We start from the raw sequence: 19,173 nt of genomic DNA on the forward strand, positions 1-19,173 counted from the left end.
TACTAACCTTTATCCTTCTTGGCAAGATGATGGAGGCAAGGGCAAAGGGGAGGGCAGGGGCAGCCCTTGAAAAACTTCTTGAACTTCAGGCAGACAAGGCACGTCTTATTGTAGATGGAACAGAAAAAGAGGTGCAGGCATCGCAGGTTAAAATCGAAGATATAGTTCTGGTAAAACCCGGGGAAAAGATACCGGTTGACGGAGAGGTGATTGAGGGAGAATCAAGCGTTGATGAGTCAATGCTTACAGGAGAATCAATGCCTGTTGAAAAGAAAATCGGAGACAAGGTAACAGGGGCGACAATCAACAAGTCAGGTTTTTTAAAGATAAAAACTGCAAAAATCGGAAAAGACTCTGTTCTCTCACAAATAATACGGATGGTTCAGGATGCCCAGGCGGATAAGGCACCAATCCAGAGGTTTGCCGATACAGTTTCCAACTACTTTGTTCCTGCAGTCGTCGGTATAGCGGTTATAAGTTTTCTCGTATGGTATTTTGCAATCGGCAAAGAGTTCCTTTTCGCCTTTACCACAATGATTTCAGTTCTTGTAATTGCATGTCCCTGCGCCCTTGGCTTGGCAACACCAACTGCAATTATGGTTGGAAGCGGCATAGGGCTTAATAGAGGAATACTTTTCAAGAAAGCATCAGTGCTTGAAAACATATCAAAACTGAAAGTTGTGCTTTTTGACAAAACAGGAACAATAACAAAAGGGATGCCTGATGTGGTAAACATTGTGGTAAATGGAAGCATGACAGATTCAGAGTTTTTAAAGATTGCAGCTTCAGGAGAAAAACATTCCACTCATCCTCTTGCAGAAGCTGTAGTGAAGAAGGCTAAGGAAAAAAATCTGGAAATACCGGAAGTAAATGAATTTAGCGAAAAAAGCGGACATGGAATTACCTGTAAACTCAACGGAAGCAGTCTTAAAATTGGAAACGTCAAACTCCTCGTAGAATCAGGCATCGATATTTCTCCTCTCTCAAAAAAGGCTGATGAGCTTTCATCACAGGGGAAAACACTGATATATGTTGCCGCCAATGGAAAGCTGTTAGGGATTCTTGCCCTGTCTGATACCATTAAGGAAAACTCATTTGAGGCTATAAAAAAACTCCGCAACATGGGAATTAAAACCTGCATGATATCAGGAGACAACAAGAAAGTTGCCTCATATGTTGCAAAAGAGGTAGGAATTGATGAATTTGAAGCAGAAGTGCTCCCTGAAGACAAAATCAATGCTGTGAAAAAATATCAAAAGGACGGATTGAAGGTTGGAATGGTTGGAGACGGAATCAATGATGCTCCGGCGCTTGCACAGGCTGACATAGGGATTGCCATAGGCTCAGGAACAGATGTTGCAAAGGAGACAGGAGATGTAGTGCTTGTAAAAAATGATCTTCTTGATGTTGAAAGGGCTATAAGGCTTGGCAAAAAGACTCTTACAAAGATAAAACAGAATTTTTTCTGGGCTTTGTTCTATAATGCAATTGGCATACCTTTAGCTGCCGGGCTTTTCTATCCCTCATTTACCCTTCCACCACAATGGTGCGGGCTTGCAATGGCTTTCTCATCAGTATCTGTTGTGAGCAATTCCCTGTTGTTAAAAAGAATTGCCAAGAAGCTTTGAATTTCTGACATATTTTTAATTCAACATTATCCCTGACACTCTTATAATTGGCTTTGAAAGATTTCCTGTTACTGTAACAGGGATAAAACTTCTTCCCCTGCTTCCGCCAATTACAGAAATAAGTTTTCCAAAAGGGCTTTTCCCCATTGTAGTTACCTTTAAGCTTAAATTCAGCCTGCTTTCATTCAATGTTTTCCCAAAATCAATATTCCCTCTCCCTATAACCTTAACATCGTCCCCTGTTGCCTCTAAAACCTTTACAGACCCCCTCCCTTTGAGAAACTTTATCTCGCTTTTTAACTCTGTAAGATATATTTTCGGGAGGAGAGGGAAAATATTTTCAATCCTGAAATTTTTTAATTTGATTGAAACGCTCCCATTTGAAAACGAAAGTCCTTCTTTTGGAACAAATAAGTCAAAAGCCGGTGCTATCGTTCCAATTACTTTGCTTTCCTTGGTATTCTTTGAAGAAAATATTTTGCTCAAATCAAGCTCCTTTATTGTCTCTTCAGCAACCTTATATCCATTGTTCTTGATTACAAGACTCCATCCTGTTTCGCCACCATAAGCCTTGCAGTCAAAATCAAGACTTTTCCTTAAAATTATCAGGGGAATTAAATTTATCCTTACTGCCAATTCATCAATCCTATAAGCAGACTCCTGAGAAAAATTCTCAGTTTTTCCTACCCTGACATTTCTCCATCTGAACCCAAGAGGAAATTTGAATTTCTTTTCTTCTGCTAACACAGTGTAAGAGTTTTTTTCAGCAAATCTTGTCAGCAAAACATCCTGAATCTTCTCATACGGAAAACGTATATAAATAAATAACAATAGGCAGAAAAACCCGTAAGCCAGATACAAAAATACTTCTCTTGGCAAGTTTTTTATATTTTTCAGAGAGGTTTTAATTGATGGTAATTTCAAAATTCCTGTTTTTTTCATCTGTTTTAATATACTTTAATATAATAACTTTTCAATATAAAAAAATGAAAGCGGTCACCTGTAATAGTGACCGCTTTCAAAAATTTATACTCATCAAATCTGAGGATCTATCTATTTCTTCTCAGGCTCAGTTTTTGCGGGTTCTGCTTTTGGTGCTTCTTCCTTTGCTGCATCATCCTTTGCCTTGGCTTTTTCTTTACCCTTTTCTGCGGAGACCTTTATTAGCTTGGCTGTCATTTTCCCTTCAGCCTCTGAATACTCAACCTTAACTTTTTCTCCTGCTTTTATATCCTGCAGGGTTATATCTTTTTTCCCTTTTTTGAATGCAGTATCCTTGTTCAATTCAAGCTTTGTTTCTTCGCCTTTTGCGCCTTTTATTACGATACTATTTTCATCTACAGAAACAACTTCTCCTTTTACGGTTGGCACTTTAGGTTTCTTGGCCTTTTTCTCTACAGCCTTTTCAGCCTTTGGTGCCTCAGCTTTTTCAGAAGTTGCAGCCTTTTCAGCCTCCTTTTTTTCCTCTGCAAAAGAATAAGAAACTGCAAAAACCAGTGTTAGTGCAATTGCTATTATCATTAACAGTCTTAATGATTTCATGATTTTTCACCTCCCTTCATTCTTGTCTTTAAAAGGCTTTACCCTTTTAAGCGTATTTTCTATGCTAAAAAATCCTAATGTTTCATATCAATCTGCAAGGAAATCTTAAATCTAAAAAGCATAAAGTCAATATCCAAATTTAGGCGAAATTTATAACATCTTAATCTATAAAAAGTAAAGATATTTTTAAAAAAATCTGTTCATTCTGTCTTTTTAAAATTTTCTTTGCTAATTATATTAAACTTTGCTAAAGATTTTAAACGGTATATTTGCTGTAAAAGGGGTGACTAAAGTTGAAAATGCATAGCAGGCAAATCAAAAAAAGTTGTTCCTTGCATTTGGAGATTTTCTGCGGCAAACTGCAGAAAGCTTTAATTGTTTAATAAGTTATGCTGATTAATTTTAAAGGAGACCATTATGTTCAAGAATATACTAATTCCTGTTGACAGTTCAGATTACAGTAAAGTTTCAATTGAATATGGGATATGGTTTGCAAAAAAGTTTAATGGTAAATTATATGGCCAACATGTAATTGATATCATAACCCTTGAGGGACCATTTTTCCACGACCTTTCAGGTTCACTCGGATTTGAACCCTATCTTAATTTTTCAATCAAAATGAAGGAAATTTTGGAGGAAAAAGGAAGAGAAGTTCTTGATGATTTTACTAAAAGATGTAGCCAGAAAGAAGTTGAATCCTGCACCTTTCTTGATACAGGGATAGTATCAAATGAAATCTGTAACAGAACAAAACTTGCAGACCTTGTTATTCTTGGACAAAAAGGATTAAATGCAGGGTTTGACCGAGGGCTTCTTGGCTCAACTGCTGAAGCTGTAACAAGAAAATGCAGAAAACCATTTCTGATAACACCAAAAAATTTTAAAGAACCATCAAATACAATGCTTTGTTATGATGGAAGCCGGTACGCAACCGATGCAATGCAAACAGCTGCTGACTTCGCCTCAGTCCTTAGCCTTCCGTTAACAGTACTGATTGCAACCAGGAATGAAGAAGAAGGAGAAAACATTCTAAATGATGCAAAAAGATACCTCAGTTCATACAAAATAAAGACTGCCTTTAAGACTGCAAAGGGAAATCCCCATGATGAAATTATTGACTTTTCAAGAAAGAACTCTATTGATTTTATATTTATGGGAGGTCATGGACACAGCAGAATCATTGAAATGGTTTTAGGGAGCACAACAGAATATGTATTAAGAAACTCCGATTGTCCTGTTCTGATGAGGAAGTAAATTTATCAACTCCAAAAAAAAGAATTGACAGATGCCGAGGTTGTAAAATCTCTGCTAAACGCAGAACAGGACGAAAATGTCCTGCCTATCAGATTCAAACATCAATATAAGAAAGTTTCTGAAGCGTTTTTGATAAAGGAGGAAAAACTTGAGGTTTGACAAATTTACAATAAAAGCACAGGAAGCAATACAGCAGTGCCAGAACACAGCTGAAAATTACCAGCACCAGGAAATTGATGCCGAACATCTGCTTGTAGCGTTAATCATCCAAACAGACGGGATTGTCATTCCAATCCTTCAGAAGCTTGGTGCAAACCCCAAATCAATACTGGACAGCCTTGAGCAGGAATTAAAGGCGCAGTTCAGACCAGAATTTCTGAACAGAATTGATGACACAATCATCTTCCACAGTTTAAGCAGGGAGCATATTAAAAAGATAATTGATATACAGATAGAACTTTTGAAGAAAAGACTGTTTGAAAAAAAGCTGAGTATCGTCCTTGCAGATAAAGCCAAAGAGTTTTTAATCAAAGAAGGTTTTGACCCGGTCTATGGTGCAAGGCCCCTTAAAAAAGCAATTCAGAAAAAAATCCTTCAAAGGAGAGATTATTTTTAAGAAAAAATAAAGGCTTCCTGCCAGTATTAAGGCAGGAAGCCTTCTTCATTTAGTCTTTGAGGTGCCTGCTTACAAGTTTTGTCATTTCAAACATGCTAACCTGTTTTTTGCCTCCGAAGACTGATTTCAGATTGTCATCAGCATTTATCATTGTTCTCTTTTTGCTATCCTGCAAACCATTCTTCTTAATGTAAGCCCACAGCTTTTTGGTTACTTCTGTTCGGGGAATAGCTTTTGACCCTACAATCGGAGCAAGAAGTGTGTCAGGCTGCATAGGTTTCATAAATGCAGGATTCGGTTTACGAGCCTTCTTTGCTTTTTTTGCTACCTTTTTTGTAGCCATACGGTTTCTCCTATATTAGGGGTTAAGATTTGCAAAAAACTTTTGCCTTTTATAATGGAATTTAGATGCCGCAAAAATTTGTTTAAATATAGCAGAACCCAGAAAATATTGCAAGCAATTTATTTAGAGAGAGTAAAAAACTATTCTTTTAGTTTCCGGAAATATATGCCATTGCCTCTTTTATTCCAGAACATCTTAACATATGCAACTCTAATAATCCTCTTTTCCCAAGGGAACGGATTGCATGAAGTCCCTGGCGGTCATCAGCCCCAACAATCATTACATCCATAATTTGCATCCTGTTCTAAGATGTTTTTTGATGACTATACTTTAATTTTTCTGCCAAATCAATAAATATTTCTAAAAATAATTGGAATCAGTTACTTGCAGATATTGCCAAAGAGATGTTGCTGTAAAAACTCTTTTACTGATTTTTACATAAGGATAAAAAGTATTGCAAGATAAATACTATTTGGATTTTCTTAAGACTTCTGATAGATATATAAATTCAAATAAACAGATAACCAACATTTGAGTTCTATAAGGAAAGGATGAAAAATACTATGTCAACACTGACATTTTTAGGGGCTACCGGAACTGTTACAGGTTCACGCTTTCTTCTTGAAATACACGAAAAAAAAATACTCGTTGACTGCGGTCTGTTTCAGGGATTAAAAAAAAACCGCCTGAAAAATTGGGATCCATTCCCTGTTGAACCTTCACAAATCGACCACGTTTTCCTAACCCATGCACATATAGACCACAGTGGCTATCTGCCACGGTTGTGTAAGCAGGGTTTTTCCGGCAAAATTCACTGTACCCATGCCACCTATGACCTTTGCAACATCATGCTTCGCGACAGCGGCCATCTCCAGGAAGAAGATGCATACTGGGCTAATAAAAGAGAATTTTCCAAACATAAACCCGCACTGCCTCTCTATACAGTAGAAGATGCCCAAAAGGCTATGAACTATTTTGAGCCTGTCTATTACGGGAAAGACCTGTTCATTACCAACAGCCTGAGAGTTAAATTTAAGGATGCAGGGCATATCATAGGGTCATCATTTGTTGACATAAAGAGTACCGCTGACAAGAAGGTTGCAAGAATTGTATTCAGCGGCGACCTTGGCAGACCATCAAGACCAATATTAAGGGACCCTGTTCAGGTATTCGAAGTAGATTACCTCGTCCTTGAGTCTACCTATGGCAATCACATTCATGACCAAAATCCTCCTGAAGAAGAACTGGCACGCGTAATTAACGAGAGTATTGACCGCGGTGGTGTGCTGGTAATCCCTTCTTTTGCCGTAGGCAGAACACAGGAATTATTATATAGTATTCGAGCATTGGAGGAACAAGATAGAATTCCTTCTCTTCCAGTATATGTTGATTCTCCAATGGCTATTGACGTCACTGAGGTGTTTGAAAAGAGAAGAGGGGATTACAATCTTGCAGCAAAGGTTTTGGAACTTAACGGGAAACATATCTTACAACCCCACAATTTAAATTTTTGCAGGGAGAAAAAACAATCAAAACAATTGAATAAAAAAACGGGAGCAGGGATTATCATATCTGCAAGCGGGATGGCTGAAGGTGGACGTATCTTGCATCACATGGTCCACCGACTTCCTCAACCTGGCAATACATTCCTTTTTATTGGTTATCAGGCTCAAGGAACACGCGGTAGAGCCATTTTAGAAGGAAACCCTGCTGTTAAGATTCATGGACAGCAAGTCCCCATACGAGCAAAAATTGAAAACATCTCAGGATTTTCAGCACATGCAGATTATAATGAAACCCTGGCGTGGCTAATGGGGTTTAACCGTCCGCCTTTAAAAACATTTATTGTTCACGGGGAACCTGATTCATCATTGGCTTTGGCGGAAAAAATCAGGAGTACCTTTGGATGGGAAGTGATAATACCAGAAGACCATGAAAGTTTTACAATAGACCTTTAAGCCGGCAGGGAGAATCGAACTCCCGACCTACTGATTACGAATCAGTTGCTCTACCCCTGAGCTACACCGGCAAAAGTTGTGGTCATCTTACCTGAATTCAAAACCTTTTGAACATTTGGATTTTTGTCATTGTTTAGAATTTTGAATTTAGGATTTAATATTCCTTATGTAGCCTTTTTCTCAGAAGGCTGGGATTGGCTTGGAGCCTCTTTCTGAGCCTTCTTCTGCTGTTTTAAAAGTTTTCCCTCCTTCTTTTTTCTCTTAATCTTTCTTTTCCTTCTTGCTCTTTTTTCCATTGAATTATATTGGTTACCCATACGATAGTCACTCCTTTCAAAATATTTAGTTTTATTATTTTAACCACTTTTAGAAGTTAACAAGAACTATGAAAGGGAATTTTTTTGAAAAAATATACTTTTGTTTAAAATACCTGAGCTTTCTTATATCAACAAAAATAATAAATCAAGCCATAAAAGGCATCTTTTTAATTATTATTCTCATTTCTTTCTTTACTCTCTCTGCTTGTAGAAAGCAAGATATTAACGACTCTGAACCTGCAACAGAAAAAATATTCCGTATGAATGTATCCTCTGAGCCGCCAACCCTTGACTGGTCGCTTGCAACAGATAATGTATCCTTTCGTGTTATAACAAACATCATGGAGGGCCTGACACAGTTTGATGATGACTTGAATCCAGTACCTGCCATTGCCAGAAAATGGGAAACATCAGAGGACGGTAAAAGAATAACATTTTTTTTAAGAGATGATGTATTTTGGACTGATGGGAAACCTGTAACTGCTTATGATTTTGAATATTCATGGAAGAGACTGCTTAATCCAAAAACAGGCGCTGAATATGCATACTTTCTTTCTGATTTGGTAAATGCCTTTGAATATAATTCAGGGGCTATAAAGGATTCTTCGCTGGTTGGAGTAAGAGCAAAATCAGACAGGATTCTTGAAATCCATCTTAAAAAACCTGTTGTATATTTTCCAAGCCTTACAACCTTTATGGTTACATTTCCATTAAGGGAAGACATAATTGAAAAGTTTAACAACAGATGGGCAGAGCCAGAAAATATTATAACCAATGGACCCTTTAAGCTGGATAGATGGGAACATGAATATAAATTGGAGCTTGTTTCAAACAGGAAATATTACGGAGATACTCCGAAAATCGACCGGATAAAAATGTTTGTTGTTGGAGAAAACAACACAGCCCTTACCCTTTATGAAACCGGAGACCTTGATATGGTAAATATCCCGCCACTTGCAATAAGTTATTATAAAAATCACAAAGAATATATCAATTTCCCCCAACTCCGCGGATATTATTATGGCTTTAATATCAGGAAAAAACCTTTTAATGATGTAAGGGTCAGAAAGGCTTTCACAATGGCAATTGACAGAGCTAAGATTGTCGAGTTGTTAAAAGGAGGAGAATTGCCTGCCAGCTCATGGATTCCAAAGGGGATGTTCGGATACAACAAAGAAATTGGAATCAGGTTTAATCCTGAGTCAGCAAGAAAACTTCTATCAGAGGCAGGTTATCCCCACGGGGAAAATTTTCCTACAGTTACAATTGCTTTCAACACAGATTCAGAAAATAAATTAATTGCTGAAAACATACAGTCTCAGCTTAAAAAAAACCTCAATATGAATGTTATCCTTGATAACCAGGAGTGGAAAGTCTATCTGAAAAACCTAAAGACTAACACTCCCCAGATTTTCAGGCTCGGATGGGGAGCAGATTACCCTGACCCTGATAATTTTATGAACCTCTTCACCACTCATAGCGGCAACAATAATACAGGGTGGGGAAATCCAGAATACGACCGGCTGATTGCAATCGGCACAGCAGAAAGAACCAGAACCTTAAGAACAAAAATTTATGATAGGGCTCAGAAAATCCTATGCGAAGAAGATATACCTATAATGCCTCTTTTTGTTGCAGCCCAGAATATTCTTTTAAAAAACAAAATTAAAGGATTTAAACCAGATGCAATGGATATTCTTTATCTCAAAAAGATTTATATAAAATAAAATGGCTAAATTCATTTTAAAAAGATTTCTTTTGGGTTTCCCTGTCCTTTTTATAGTAGCTTCTCTGACTTTTTTCCTGATGCATATTGTACCCGGTGGTCCATTTGACCAGGAAAAAAATCTTCCACAGGAAATAAAAATAAACATTGAAGCTAAATACAATCTGGATAAGCCTGTAGCCATCCAGTATTTCATCTATATGTCAAACCTTGCAAAAGGAAATTTTGGTCCCTCATATAAATACCTCACCAGAAATGTTAATGATATCATTGCTCAGACATTTCCTGTGTCGGCTGAGCTTGGAATATTGGCGTTTATTACTGCTATAGTGCTTGGGATAAGCACAGGGATTATTTCTGCTTTAAAGGTTAACACTCTTATTGACAGGTTAAGCCAGTTCTTTGCTACTGTCGGGGTTTCTATACCAAATTTTGTGCTCGCAGCGCTTCTTATTCTTGTGTTCTCAAATATTCTCAAACTCCTCCCCTCAGCCCTGTGGGAAAGCCCCAGACACATCATTCTTCCGGCAATAACGCTTGGCATCGGACCAGCAGCTTACATATCAAGGCTTGTCAGAGGCAGCATTATCGAGACAATGAACAAAGACTATATCAAAACTGCAAGGTCAAAGGGATTGAGTGAACCCCTAATTCTTTTCAAGCACATTCTGAAAAATGCTCTTTCTCCTGTAGTAACAATATTGGGTCCTCTTGGAGCAACTCTTATAACAGGGTCATTTATTGTTGAGTATATATTCTCAATCCCAGGCATTGGTAAGTTTTTCATAACCGCTGTAACAAACAGGGACTATCCGCTGATAATCGGGATAACTCTGATATATACTGCTCTTATAATAGTTGCAAATATTGTTGTAGATATTATTTACTCGCTGATTGACCCGAGAGTGAGGGTTCAATGAGGCAATTTGTTGAAAGAATAAAGAAAGACAGAATAGCTCTTCTGAGCCTTTTTGTTATTACTACTGTATGTTCTGCTGCAATTTTTTCTCCTTACCTCTCTCCTTACCCTTTTGATGCACAGGATACCAGCGATGTTTTAAAAGGACCTTCCTTAAAACATCTCCTTGGAACTGACAGGCTGGGACGGGATATTTTAAGCAGAATAATTTACGGAGCACGGATATCAATGCTTATTGGAATTGTTTCTTCGCTCATATCTCTTGCAATTGGAGCTGTTTACGGTGCTATTTCAGGACTCGCAGGAGGCAAAACAGATGACTTTATGATGAGGCTTGTGGATATAATCTACTCATTACCTGACCTTCTTCTGATAATTTTAATTTCAGTAGTAATTGGCAGAAGCCTCTGGGGAATATTTATTGCACTCTCTATGGTCAGCTGGGTAACAATAGCAAGGCTAATTCGCGGAGAAGTTTTAAAACTCAAAGAACAGGTATTCATTGAAGTTGCCAGAGAACTTGGTGCTTCAAATTTCAGAATAATCTTTAATCATCTTTTACCAAACACTTTTGGACCGTTAATCGTAACACTAACATTCCGGATACCTGCAGCAATACTTGCAGAATCCACCTTAAGCTTTGTCGGATTAGGGATAACTCCGCCATTTTCAAGCTGGGGAACTCTGTCTAATGATGGATGGTCTGCAATAAAGTTTTATCCGCATCTTCTCATCTTTCCAAGTGTAACAATATTTTTAACTATACTATCTTTTAATTTTTTTGGTGATTTTATTAGAGACTACTTTGATCCGGAAATGAAATATAAAATAAGTAGTAATAAGGATTATGTATTAAGAATTAAGTAGGTTAAAACTGCAAAGTTAATTTTTCCCGCAGATAACCAATTGGTTGATTCCTCTCAGCTTTGCTTCTCTCAAAGCTTCCTCAACTCTTTCCATTAACTCCTTTTTGCTGCTTGCATCTTCAGGAAAAGAAGCAAGTCCGATAGAAATGGTAAGGTTTTTGCTTGGGAGAACTTCTTCATTATCAAACTTCCCCTCTTCAATATTCTTTTTTAATCTTCTTGCAACCAGCGAAGCCCCATCTTTATTGGACCCCGGAATTATTATTGCAAACGCATCTCCACCATATCTTGCTATTAGATCGCAGTTCCTGCACAAGCTTGTCAGTATCAGTGCAATTTGCTTCAGGACAAAATCCCCTTTTGGGTAGCCGTTTATTTCATTATAAACTTTGAAGTTATCTATATCAGCCATAATCAGGGATAATGGCTGAGTCTGTCTTTTTGCCCTTCCTGTCTCAGCCTCAAGCAATTGATGGAAAGTCTTGTGATTGAACAGATGTGTAATGGTATCAATTTTTGAAATCTCTTTGTAAAAATCCCCTTCTTCTGCCCTTTTTTCAAGAATTCTTCTTTTAAGCGTTCTTGAAACCACGATTTTTATCTGGTCAATGTTAAAAGGTTTGGTTATGTAATCTGAAGCTCCAAGCCTCATAGATTCAACTGCGGTTTCAACTGAAGCATATCCAGTCATTACTATGATATCAGTTCCTGGCTCAATCTCCTTTGCAGCCTTTAAAACACCTATCCCATTTAGACCTGGCATCATGATATCAGTGATCACCAGCTCAAAATATTCCTCCCTGAGTTTTTTAACTGCTTCTTCTCCGTTTGGCGCTGCAAAAACTTCATACCCTTCCTCAACAAGAACATCAGTCAGCATATTTCTCAGCGTGTCTTCATCATCAACAACAAGAATTTTTGCATTAATTGTTTTTTCATCTTCCATGCCTTCAGGGATTTTTTCTAAACCTCTTTTTCCATTTTCAATTTTTTTATCCATTATTTTTTCCTCAGAAAAAAATTATTTAGTAGATTTTGCCTTACGGAGCTTTCTGTCCTTTTCAACAACCTCATCTGCCATCTTTTTTTTGTAATTCTTTAAAGCCTCAGCTAACTTTTTGTCTTCAAGCGACAATATCTGAACAGCAAATATAGCAGCATTTTTTGCTCCAGCCTTTCCAATAGCCATAGTTGCCACAGGAATTCCTCCCGGCATCTGAACAGTTGATAAAAGAGAATCTATCCCGGAAAGGGGAGAAGTACTTAACGGCACCCCAATTACTGGGATGGTTGTGTGAGAAGCAATTGCTCCTGCAAGATGTGCTGCAGCACCTGCGCCTGCAATAATTACCCTTACCCCTCTCTTCAAAAGATTCCTGCCATATTCTCCTGCTATATCAGGAGTACGGTGGGCTGAGATTATACGTACTGAATAAGGAATTTTGAATTCCTTTAAAACCTCTTCAGCTTCTTCCATAATGAAAATATCTGAATCGCTTCCCATTACAATTTCAACTATAGATTTCAAGATTATTCTCCCTTTTCAAAGATATATATTTTTAGTGCAGATTTATTAAAGCCTGATTATCTGATGTTTCCATAAACAAAAACTTGTTGAAAAATTTATTATTTAATATTATAATAAAATGTTATTAAAGATTAATAGTTTATTATAATACCAGAATCCAAATTTCAAATCAAGTTCAAATCTTTAAAATTGGAATTATAAAAAGTTTAACCTTGAATAAGGAGAAAAAAATGAATCGTTTGAAAATTTTATTCAATTGCAGTTTAGTCTTATTGATTCTGGCTTTGCCTTTCACAGCCTTAACAGAAGAAAATAACAACAAATCTAATCCTGCTAAACCATCTGAGAAAACAAAAAAAGCAAAAATCCAGTTTCAGGAAGATTTCTTTGATTTTGGTAAAATCGAACAACAGGTAACTGTTGAGCATATATTTAAATTTAAAAACACAGGAGATGCTGATTTGAGAATTGACCATTTGAAATCATCCTGCAGCTGTACAGCAGCACTTATTAGTTCAAAGGTTATACCTCCCGGAGAAAACGGAGAGATTAAAGTTGCCTTTTCATCTAAAAGCTTCCAGGGAAAAGTTAAAAGAACAGTTCTTGTTTTTTCAAATGACCCGGATAATGGAAAATATACATTAAATATAAAGGCAAATGTTCAGGCATTTCTCGAAGCAAACCCAAAATATATAGACTTTGGCAGTTTAAAAAACGGAGAAACTGTGTCAAGAGGGTTTGCTGTAAAAAATCTTACAAATGAGCCCGTTACCATAAAAGAGGTTAAAATAGATATTAAGGATATCAAGGTAGGTGAATTTGAAAAAGAAATAAACCCCAATGAAGAAATAACAATTAATTTGACATTAACATCATCCTCTTCACCAGGTAATTTTTTCGGGAATATAGAGATTGCTACTGCCCAACATTCAGATAAAAAACTCGTTATCGCCGCTACAGGAAAAATTCTTGGTGATATAATATTAACCCCTGACAATATTTATTTTGGAGTAGTTAAAAAAGGGGGGAAATCCGAGCAAAAAATAAAGATTGCCAACAACAGCAACATAGCTCTAAAATTATTGGAAGTGGAGTCAAGCTTTGAATTCATTAAATTAAATTTTAAAGAAAAAACTCTTTTGCCAAAGGAAAACATCGAGTTAACTCTATCTTTGCTTCCTGTTGCTCCTGCTGGCTCATTCAATGGGAAAATAGATATTAAAACTGACAACAAAGTTCAACCCTTGCTTTCCGCAATGCTCTACGGAGTAGTAAAAGACAGATAGTCCGGCAGAACAGACTGAAAATGCATAGAGAGCGAATCAAAAAATATTTTAATGATGCCTATTAACAGTAGCGTAACCATTTTCCGGGCTTCCTATGTCTTACCAATAGATTCTCCATTAATAAGTGATGGGGCAATAAAAATAAAAGGTAACAGGATAGTTGAAGTCTCTTCTTTTTCTGATATTACAAAAACAAGAAAAGATAAATTAGTATTACTTCCTGGATTTTTGATTATGCCTGGTTTTGTAAATGCACATACCCATCTCGAGCTTTCCTGCCTAAAAGGAATAACAAGAGAAAGACATTCATTCTCAAAATGGATTCTTGAAGTAATTGATGCAAAAAAGAAAATATCTGAAAAAGACTATGAGAAATCCATAGAAAGTGGAATTCTTGAGTCAATAAAAGGCGGCATTACAACCTTTGGAGATATCTCCGGCACAGGATTTACTCCTAAGGTAATGAAAAGGCTTGGTGCAAGAGGAGTCGTTTTTCATGAAATAATAGGATTTAAAGAAAAAAATGCTGTAAATGCTTTCTATGAATTGTGTATGAAGGTAGCTATTTCTAAAAGTCTTCTTTTGAAAGAATATTCGCTTATTGATATAGGGCTCTCTCCTCATTCCTCTTACTCGGTATCTCCTTACCTTTTCAAACTCTCAAGCGATCTTGCAAAAAGATTGAAACTTCCAGTATCAATTCACCTTGCTGAAACAGAAGAAGAAATAAGATTTTTAAAAAAAGGCAATGGTCCCTTTAAGGCTCTTCTTTCAGGGCTTAATAGTTTTGATAAAAAATGGAAAGCGCCTGTGTGTTCTCCTTTAAAATACCTTTATACTATGAATGTGTTTACTTCTAAAACAAGCATTGTCCATTTTAATTTCTTTGACAATGAAGACTTGAAAATTGCGAAAAAACTCAAAATCAAAGTAATCTTCTGCCCAAAGAGTAACAATGAATGGTTTGAAAGAAAAAGCTCTCCGCTTATAGATTGTCTGCAAAATTCAATACCTGTTTCTCTCGGAACAGATAGCCTTGCAAGCAATAATTGTTACAATATGTTTGATGAAATGCGAATGCTCAAATCTTTTCATCCCTCTATCTGTTCAGAAAAGATTTTACAAATCGCAACTTTAGGCGGAGCTTTTTGCATTGGATTAAAAAATAAAACAGGAAGCCTTGCTCCTGGAAAGTTTGCTGATTTCATAGCAGTTAAAATTCCAGAAAAAGTAAAGCCGGAAAACTTAGCAGAATATCTTGTCAGAGAAAAAAAAGAAGTCTGTTTGTCGGTAATAAACGGACAAGTGGTTTATAACAAATTATCAATATTATAGGAATAAAGGGTGACAAACTGCTCACCGATATCTATCAAATCTCAAATATTCCTCTTTTTCTTGACATGGAATATTAAATGCTATTTTAATTGATTCAAATAGGATTAATCTTTTAATGATAAATGCTGTAATTCAAATTTTAAGGCCAAAACAATGGACAAAGAATCTGATTATATTTTCAGGACTTATCTTTTCTGGAAACCTTTTTAATGAAACACTGCTGACAAAGAGCTTTTTTGCTTTCATTCTCTTTTGCGGTCTCTCCTCAAGCATATATATTATCAATGATATCTTTGATTTGGAAAATGATAGGAGGCATCCCTTAAAGTGCCTCAGGCCATTACCTTCAGGCAAGATAAAAATAAGCCTTGCTGCAACATTAGCATTATTACTAGCCTTAATATGCTTATCTCTATCATTTGTACTCCATTTCTATCTTGGAATAATGGGGGCAATATATTTTCTATGTTTTGTTCTGTATTCTACCTTTCTTAAACATATTGTAATTCTGGATGTACTCATAATCTCTATGGGCTTTGTCCTAAGGGCTGTGGCTGGTGCATTGGCAATAGAAGTCAGAGTTTCTTCATGGTTTCTCATCTGCACATTTCTTCTTTCTCTCTTTCTAGCCCTTGGCAAACGCAGACATGAACTTGTTCTGTTAAATGACCAGGCTGGTAAGCACAGAAAAATTCTTGAAGAGTATAGTCCGTATTTTCTGGACCAGATGATATCAGTTGTCACTCCTTCTACAGTGCTTGCCTATTCTATATATACACTTTCATCTGATGCCATATGCCCAAACCTTGAGTTCACAATCCCTTTTGTGGTATATGGAATCTTCAGGTATTTATATCTTATTCATCAGAAGGGAAAAGGGGGAAACCCAGAGATTATATTGCTTACAGATGTACCGATTATTATCAATTTGCTTTTATGGGGTTTAAGCAGCATCTATATTGTTTACTTTTTTAATTGAGAAAGCTTTTAAATGAAACTATCAGTTGTAATCCCTGTTTATAATGAAAAAAACACCATTAAAGACCTTATCAGGAAGGTAGATAGTGTAATTTCAGACAAAGAAATTATTATTGTTGATGATTACTCAACTGACGGAACAAGAGAAATACTAAAGTCATTGGAAGATAATAATAGATATAGAATCTTTTTCCATGATAAAAACATGGGCAAAGGTGCAGCTTTAAGAACCGGATTCAAGTATGTGTCTGGTGATATTGTAATAATTCAGGATGCTGACCTTGAATATGATCCAAGAGAGTACGAAAAACTTATTACCCCAATTATTGAAGGAAATGCTGATGTGGTTTTTGGTTCAAGATTTTTAGCCGGACCACATAGAGTTCTTCTTTTCTGGCATTATCTTGGAAACAAAATTTTAACAACACTTTCCAATATATTCACAAACCTTAATCTAACTGATATGGAAACATGTTATAAAGTTTTCAAGAAAGAAGTTTTAAATGGTATTAATCTGAAATCCAACAGATTTGGGTTTGAACCGGAATTCACAGTAAAAATTGCAAAAAGAAGATATAGAATTTATGAAGTTCCAATTTCATATTTTGGAAGAGATTACTCAGAAGGGAAAAAAATTACATGGAAAGACGGAATTATTGCCATATGGTGTATAATAAGATATAAAGTAAAAGATTAGATAATATTTTTCTCCTTAGCCTCTTTTATCCATTCAAATTCCCGTGCTAAACCTTCCTCGACCCCTACCTTTGGCAAAAAACCAAGCATTTTACGCGCCTTTGAAGTATCAGCAAAAGTATCTTTAACATCCCCTTTCTGGCTTTCTATGCATCTTACTTTCAAATTAGATTTTACTGTTTTTTCAATAATTGCTAATGCCTTTTTTAAGCTTATTCTGCTGCCACCTCCAAGATTAAATATTTCACCTTCAACCCTGCTGTTTATTACTGCTATTGTTCCGTCAACAATATCTGAAACAAAAGTAAAGTCTCTTGTTTGTTCTCCGTCTCCATATACAATTATTTCTTTATCTTCAAGAATTGTTCTTAGAAAGATGTTGAATGCCATATCTGGCCTTTGTCTTGGACCAAATACTGTGAAATACCTTAGGGAGACTACAGGAATATTGTAGTTTTTATAATATAAATCGCAAAGGTGCTCACAGGCTAGTTTTGTTACTCCATAAGGAGATATAGGCCTTACTTTTCCTTCTTCTCTCATAGGAAGGTCTTCTGTATCACCATAAACTGATGAAGAAGATGCGCATATAAACTTCTTTATTTTAAATTCCTTTGATGCTTCTAAAAGTCTCTGGGTTGCCAGGACATTGTTTTCTGAGTAGATTGAAAAACTCTTTCCCCAGCTTGAACGAACTCCTGCTTGTGCAGCAAGATGAAAAACATAATCAGTTTCCTCCAAAAATTGAGCTAAATCTAGTTGTAGCAAGGAACCAGCAATAAGGCTGAATCCGGGCTGATAATTCAATCTGCTTAAATTATATTCTTTTACTTTGCGAGGATAAAAATCTGTAAAAGAATCTATCCCTATAACATTTACCCCTATCCCTATGAGTCTCTCTGCAAGATGGGACCCTATAAAACCGGCTACACCTGTGACTAATGCGCGCATGGTCGCACAAGATAACTAAACTCTGCCTATAAAGCAAGAATTTTTATATAAGGCTAAAAAAAAATTGACTTTATAAAAAACTTAAGCTATTTAAAAAAAAGGGGGAAAGCATCTTAGTTTCTTAATATAAGGAAAAAGCAACAAGGAGTGAAAAATGGTTAAAAACCTTTTTATTTTTATCATTAGCGTTACATTCCTGCTTGGAATTTCAAACTGTAAAGCTATTAGCAGCGAAGAAAAAAGCCTTAATATAACCGAGCAGACATCAAAACAAGACCAAGCCATTGCAGGCACTCCTGCATCACCGGAACAAACAGCAAAACCCGAGGAACAACAAGTTGCCAAACCCAAAGAACGTGTAAAAATAGTGAAAGGTAAAGACGGCAAACCAGAAGAATGGCACTATTGGGTTGGTAAAATTAGAGTCAAAGTCGGTTATGATACTAACAAAGATGGAAATGAAGATGTATGGCAAACCCTTGATAAACAAGGAAAAATAACAAAAGTTGAGCGAGATTCAAACTACGACGGAAAGGCTGATATCTGGCAGTATTTGACCGAAGGAGAATTAGAAAAAGCTGAAGCCGACCAGGATTTTGATGGGAAGATAGACAGAATACAATATTTTAAAAACGGGAAAATTGTAAAGGAAGAAATCGACTCAAATAAAAATGGGAAAATTGATACTTGGAGCTATTTTAATGAAAACGGAAAAGTAGCTGAAATTAATGCAGATACTAATGAAGATGGAATTATTGATAGAAAACAGTTTTATGGCCCAAACCAGGAACTTGCAAGGATCGAAATTGATAGGAATAAAGACAAAAAATCTGATTTATTTGAATTTTATGAAAAAGGTGAAAGGACAAGAATAGAAGTAGATAACAATTTTGATGGAAAAATTGATGAATGGGATTCCCTAAGAAACAATTCCTTGGTCAAAAGAGCGCTTGATGAGAACAAAGATGGGAAACCTGACAGGTGGGAATACTATGAGGGAAAATATATATTAAAAGTAGAAGAAGACTCGAACAAAGACGGAAGAATTGGCAGTTGGGAATATTACAAAAACGGAAGATTAAGCAGGCGTGGAAAGGATACCAACAAAGACGGCAAAGTAGATAAATGGGAGTACTATGAAGGAGATAGGCTGGTAAAAACAGAAGAAGATACTGACGGAGATGGCAAACCTGACACAACAGCGCTTTATTAAAGCTACAATATCTAATT

At 36.3% G+C, this 19,173-nt stretch carries 18 protein-coding genes and 1 tRNA gene; 12 read left to right on the forward strand and 7 right to left on the reverse strand.

Annotated elements, in window-relative coordinates; translation table 11 throughout:
* The coding region (locus tag A3H37_03775; GenBank protein ID OGL49068.1) for a copper-translocating P-type ATPase at nucleotides 1-1,628 on the forward strand (1,628 nt) is incomplete at its 5' end.
* A 15-nt stretch (nucleotides 1,629-1,643) separates the two neighbouring features.
* Here A3H37_03775 and A3H37_03780 read toward each other — a convergent pair.
* Together A3H37_03780 and A3H37_03785 are read right to left on the reverse strand one after the other, a co-directional pair.
* Nucleotides 1,644-2,570 (reverse strand): type II secretion system protein GspN, encoded by a 927-nt coding sequence (locus tag A3H37_03780; protein ID OGL49069.1) that lies wholly within the window; start codon nucleotides 2,568-2,570, stop codon nucleotides 1,644-1,646.
* Between the two features lie 111 nt (nucleotides 2,571-2,681).
* On the reverse strand, nucleotides 2,682-3,170 hold the full coding sequence (locus A3H37_03785; GenBank protein ID OGL49070.1) for a hypothetical protein: 489 nt from the start codon (nucleotides 3,168-3,170) through the stop codon (nucleotides 2,682-2,684).
* A gap of 417 nt (nucleotides 3,171-3,587) precedes the next feature.
* On the opposite strand from A3H37_03785, the gene A3H37_03790 reads away from it, so the two are divergent.
* Nucleotides 3,588-4,424 carry a hypothetical protein gene (locus A3H37_03790; protein OGL49071.1) on the forward strand — a complete coding sequence of 279 codons (837 nt, stop codon included), beginning with the start codon at nucleotides 3,588-3,590 and terminating at the stop codon, nucleotides 4,422-4,424.
* 148 nt (nucleotides 4,425-4,572) lie between these two features.
* Nucleotides 4,573-5,040 carry a hypothetical protein gene (locus A3H37_03795; protein OGL49072.1) on the forward strand — a complete coding sequence of 156 codons (468 nt, stop codon included), beginning with the start codon at nucleotides 4,573-4,575 and terminating at the stop codon, nucleotides 5,038-5,040.
* A 49-nt stretch (nucleotides 5,041-5,089) separates the two neighbouring features.
* Here the strand turns inward: A3H37_03795 and A3H37_03800 are convergent, their stop codons facing one another.
* Nucleotides 5,090-5,383, reverse strand: coding sequence for a hypothetical protein (locus tag A3H37_03800; GenBank protein ID OGL49073.1), 294 nt, complete (start codon nucleotides 5,381-5,383; stop codon nucleotides 5,090-5,092).
* A 563-nt stretch (nucleotides 5,384-5,946) separates the two neighbouring features.
* On the opposite strand from A3H37_03800, the gene A3H37_03805 reads away from it, so the two are divergent.
* Nucleotides 5,947-7,341 carry a hypothetical protein gene (locus A3H37_03805; protein ID OGL49156.1) on the forward strand — a complete coding sequence of 465 codons (1,395 nt, stop codon included), beginning with the start codon at nucleotides 5,947-5,949 and terminating at the stop codon, nucleotides 7,339-7,341.
* Here the strand turns inward: A3H37_03805 and A3H37_03810 are convergent.
* Nucleotides 7,341-7,412 (reverse strand) — tRNA-Thr (locus A3H37_03810). The genes A3H37_03805 and A3H37_03810 overlap by 1 nt on opposite strands.
* Nucleotides 7,413-7,783: 371 nt before the next feature.
* Here A3H37_03810 and A3H37_03815 point away from each other — a divergent pair.
* From A3H37_03815 to A3H37_03825, 3 genes are read left to right on the forward strand one after another with little or no spacing between them, the layout of a single operon-like run.
* Nucleotides 7,784-9,385: an oligopeptide-binding protein oppA gene (locus A3H37_03815; GenBank protein ID OGL49157.1), complete on the forward strand. Its 1,602-nt coding sequence runs from the start codon at nucleotides 7,784-7,786 to the stop codon at nucleotides 9,383-9,385.
* Nucleotide 9,386: 1 nt separating this feature from the next.
* Nucleotides 9,387-10,304: a peptide ABC transporter permease gene (locus tag A3H37_03820; GenBank protein OGL49074.1), complete on the forward strand. Its 918-nt coding sequence runs from the start codon at nucleotides 9,387-9,389 to the stop codon at nucleotides 10,302-10,304.
* Between the two features lie 32 nt (nucleotides 10,305-10,336).
* Entirely contained in the window at nucleotides 10,337-11,170 is an 834-nt protein-coding gene (locus A3H37_03825; GenBank protein OGL49158.1) for a peptide ABC transporter permease, read from the forward strand.
* A gap of 15 nt (nucleotides 11,171-11,185) precedes the next feature.
* Here A3H37_03825 and A3H37_03830 read toward each other — a convergent pair whose 3' ends face one another.
* Nucleotides 11,186-12,115: a hypothetical protein gene (locus tag A3H37_03830; protein OGL49159.1), complete on the reverse strand. Its 930-nt coding sequence runs from the start codon at nucleotides 12,113-12,115 to the stop codon at nucleotides 11,186-11,188.
* Between the two features lie 75 nt (nucleotides 12,116-12,190).
* A complete protein-coding gene (locus A3H37_03835; protein ID OGL49075.1) occupies nucleotides 12,191-12,700 on the reverse strand; it encodes a 5-(carboxyamino)imidazole ribonucleotide mutase in 510 nt (169 codons plus the stop codon).
* A 227-nt stretch (nucleotides 12,701-12,927) separates the two neighbouring features.
* Between A3H37_03835 and A3H37_03840 the strand changes: the two genes are divergently transcribed.
* From A3H37_03840 to A3H37_03855, 4 genes are all read left to right on the forward strand, one after another.
* A complete protein-coding gene (locus A3H37_03840; GenBank protein OGL49076.1) occupies nucleotides 12,928-13,983 on the forward strand; it encodes a hypothetical protein in 1,056 nt (351 codons plus the stop codon).
* 54 nt (nucleotides 13,984-14,037) lie between these two features.
* A complete protein-coding gene (locus tag A3H37_03845; GenBank protein ID OGL49077.1) occupies nucleotides 14,038-15,318 on the forward strand; it encodes a hypothetical protein in 1,281 nt (426 codons plus the stop codon).
* 115 nt (nucleotides 15,319-15,433) lie between these two features.
* Nucleotides 15,434-16,297, forward strand: a complete 864-nt coding sequence (locus A3H37_03850; protein OGL49078.1) for a phosphoribose diphosphate--decaprenyl-phosphate phosphoribosyltransferase — start codon at nucleotides 15,434-15,436, stop codon at nucleotides 16,295-16,297.
* A gap of 12 nt (nucleotides 16,298-16,309) precedes the next feature.
* Nucleotides 16,310-16,993: a glycosyl transferase gene (locus tag A3H37_03855; GenBank protein OGL49079.1), complete on the forward strand. Its 684-nt coding sequence runs from the start codon at nucleotides 16,310-16,312 to the stop codon at nucleotides 16,991-16,993.
* Here A3H37_03855 and A3H37_03860 read toward each other — a convergent pair.
* Nucleotides 16,990-17,943, reverse strand: a complete 954-nt coding sequence (locus tag A3H37_03860; protein OGL49080.1) for a UDP-glucose 4-epimerase — start codon at nucleotides 17,941-17,943, stop codon at nucleotides 16,990-16,992. The genes A3H37_03855 and A3H37_03860 overlap by 4 nt on opposite strands.
* Nucleotides 17,944-18,097: 154 nt before the next feature.
* On the opposite strand from A3H37_03860, the gene A3H37_03865 reads away from it, so the two are divergent.
* Nucleotides 18,098-19,156, forward strand: coding sequence for a hypothetical protein (locus tag A3H37_03865; GenBank protein OGL49081.1), 1,059 nt, complete (start codon nucleotides 18,098-18,100; stop codon nucleotides 19,154-19,156).
* Nucleotides 19,157-19,173: the final 17 nt, after the last annotated feature.

It is taken from the genome of Candidatus Schekmanbacteria bacterium RIFCSPLOWO2_02_FULL_38_14, assembly GCA_001790855.1.
In the GTDB taxonomy this organism is placed as follows: Bacteria; Schekmanbacteria; GWA2-38-11; order GWA2-38-11; family GWA2-38-11; genus 2-02-FULL-38-14-A.

Excerpts from the sequence above, each read along its gene's own strand:
- A3H37_03780 (OGL49069.1), bottom strand. The coding sequence starts at position 2,570 with ATGAAAAAAACAGGAATTTTGAAATTACCATCAATTAAAACCTCTCTG.
- A3H37_03785 (OGL49070.1), bottom strand. The coding sequence starts at position 3,170 with ATGAAATCATTAAGACTGTTAATGATAATAGCAATTGCACTAACACTG.
- A3H37_03790 (OGL49071.1), top strand. The coding sequence starts at position 3,588 with ATGTTCAAGAATATACTAATTCCTGTTGACAGTTCAGATTACAGTAAA.
- A3H37_03800 (OGL49073.1), bottom strand. The coding sequence starts at position 5,383 with ATGGCTACAAAAAAGGTAGCAAAAAAAGCAAAGAAGGCTCGTAAACCG.
- A3H37_03805 (OGL49156.1), top strand. The coding sequence starts at position 5,947 with ATGTCAACACTGACATTTTTAGGGGCTACCGGAACTGTTACAGGTTCA.
- A3H37_03820 (OGL49074.1), top strand. The coding sequence starts at position 9,387 with ATGGCTAAATTCATTTTAAAAAGATTTCTTTTGGGTTTCCCTGTCCTT.
- A3H37_03830 (OGL49159.1), bottom strand. The coding sequence starts at position 12,115 with ATGGAAGATGAAAAAACAATTAATGCAAAAATTCTTGTTGTTGATGAT.
- A3H37_03840 (OGL49076.1), top strand. The coding sequence starts at position 12,928 with ATGAATCGTTTGAAAATTTTATTCAATTGCAGTTTAGTCTTATTGATT.
- A3H37_03845 (OGL49077.1), top strand. The coding sequence starts at position 14,038 with ATGCCTATTAACAGTAGCGTAACCATTTTCCGGGCTTCCTATGTCTTA.
- A3H37_03850 (OGL49078.1), top strand. The coding sequence starts at position 15,434 with ATGATAAATGCTGTAATTCAAATTTTAAGGCCAAAACAATGGACAAAG.
- A3H37_03855 (OGL49079.1), top strand. The coding sequence starts at position 16,310 with ATGAAACTATCAGTTGTAATCCCTGTTTATAATGAAAAAAACACCATT.
- A3H37_03860 (OGL49080.1), bottom strand. The coding sequence starts at position 17,943 with ATGCGCGCATTAGTCACAGGTGTAGCCGGTTTTATAGGGTCCCATCTT.
- A3H37_03865 (OGL49081.1), top strand. The coding sequence starts at position 18,098 with ATGGTTAAAAACCTTTTTATTTTTATCATTAGCGTTACATTCCTGCTT.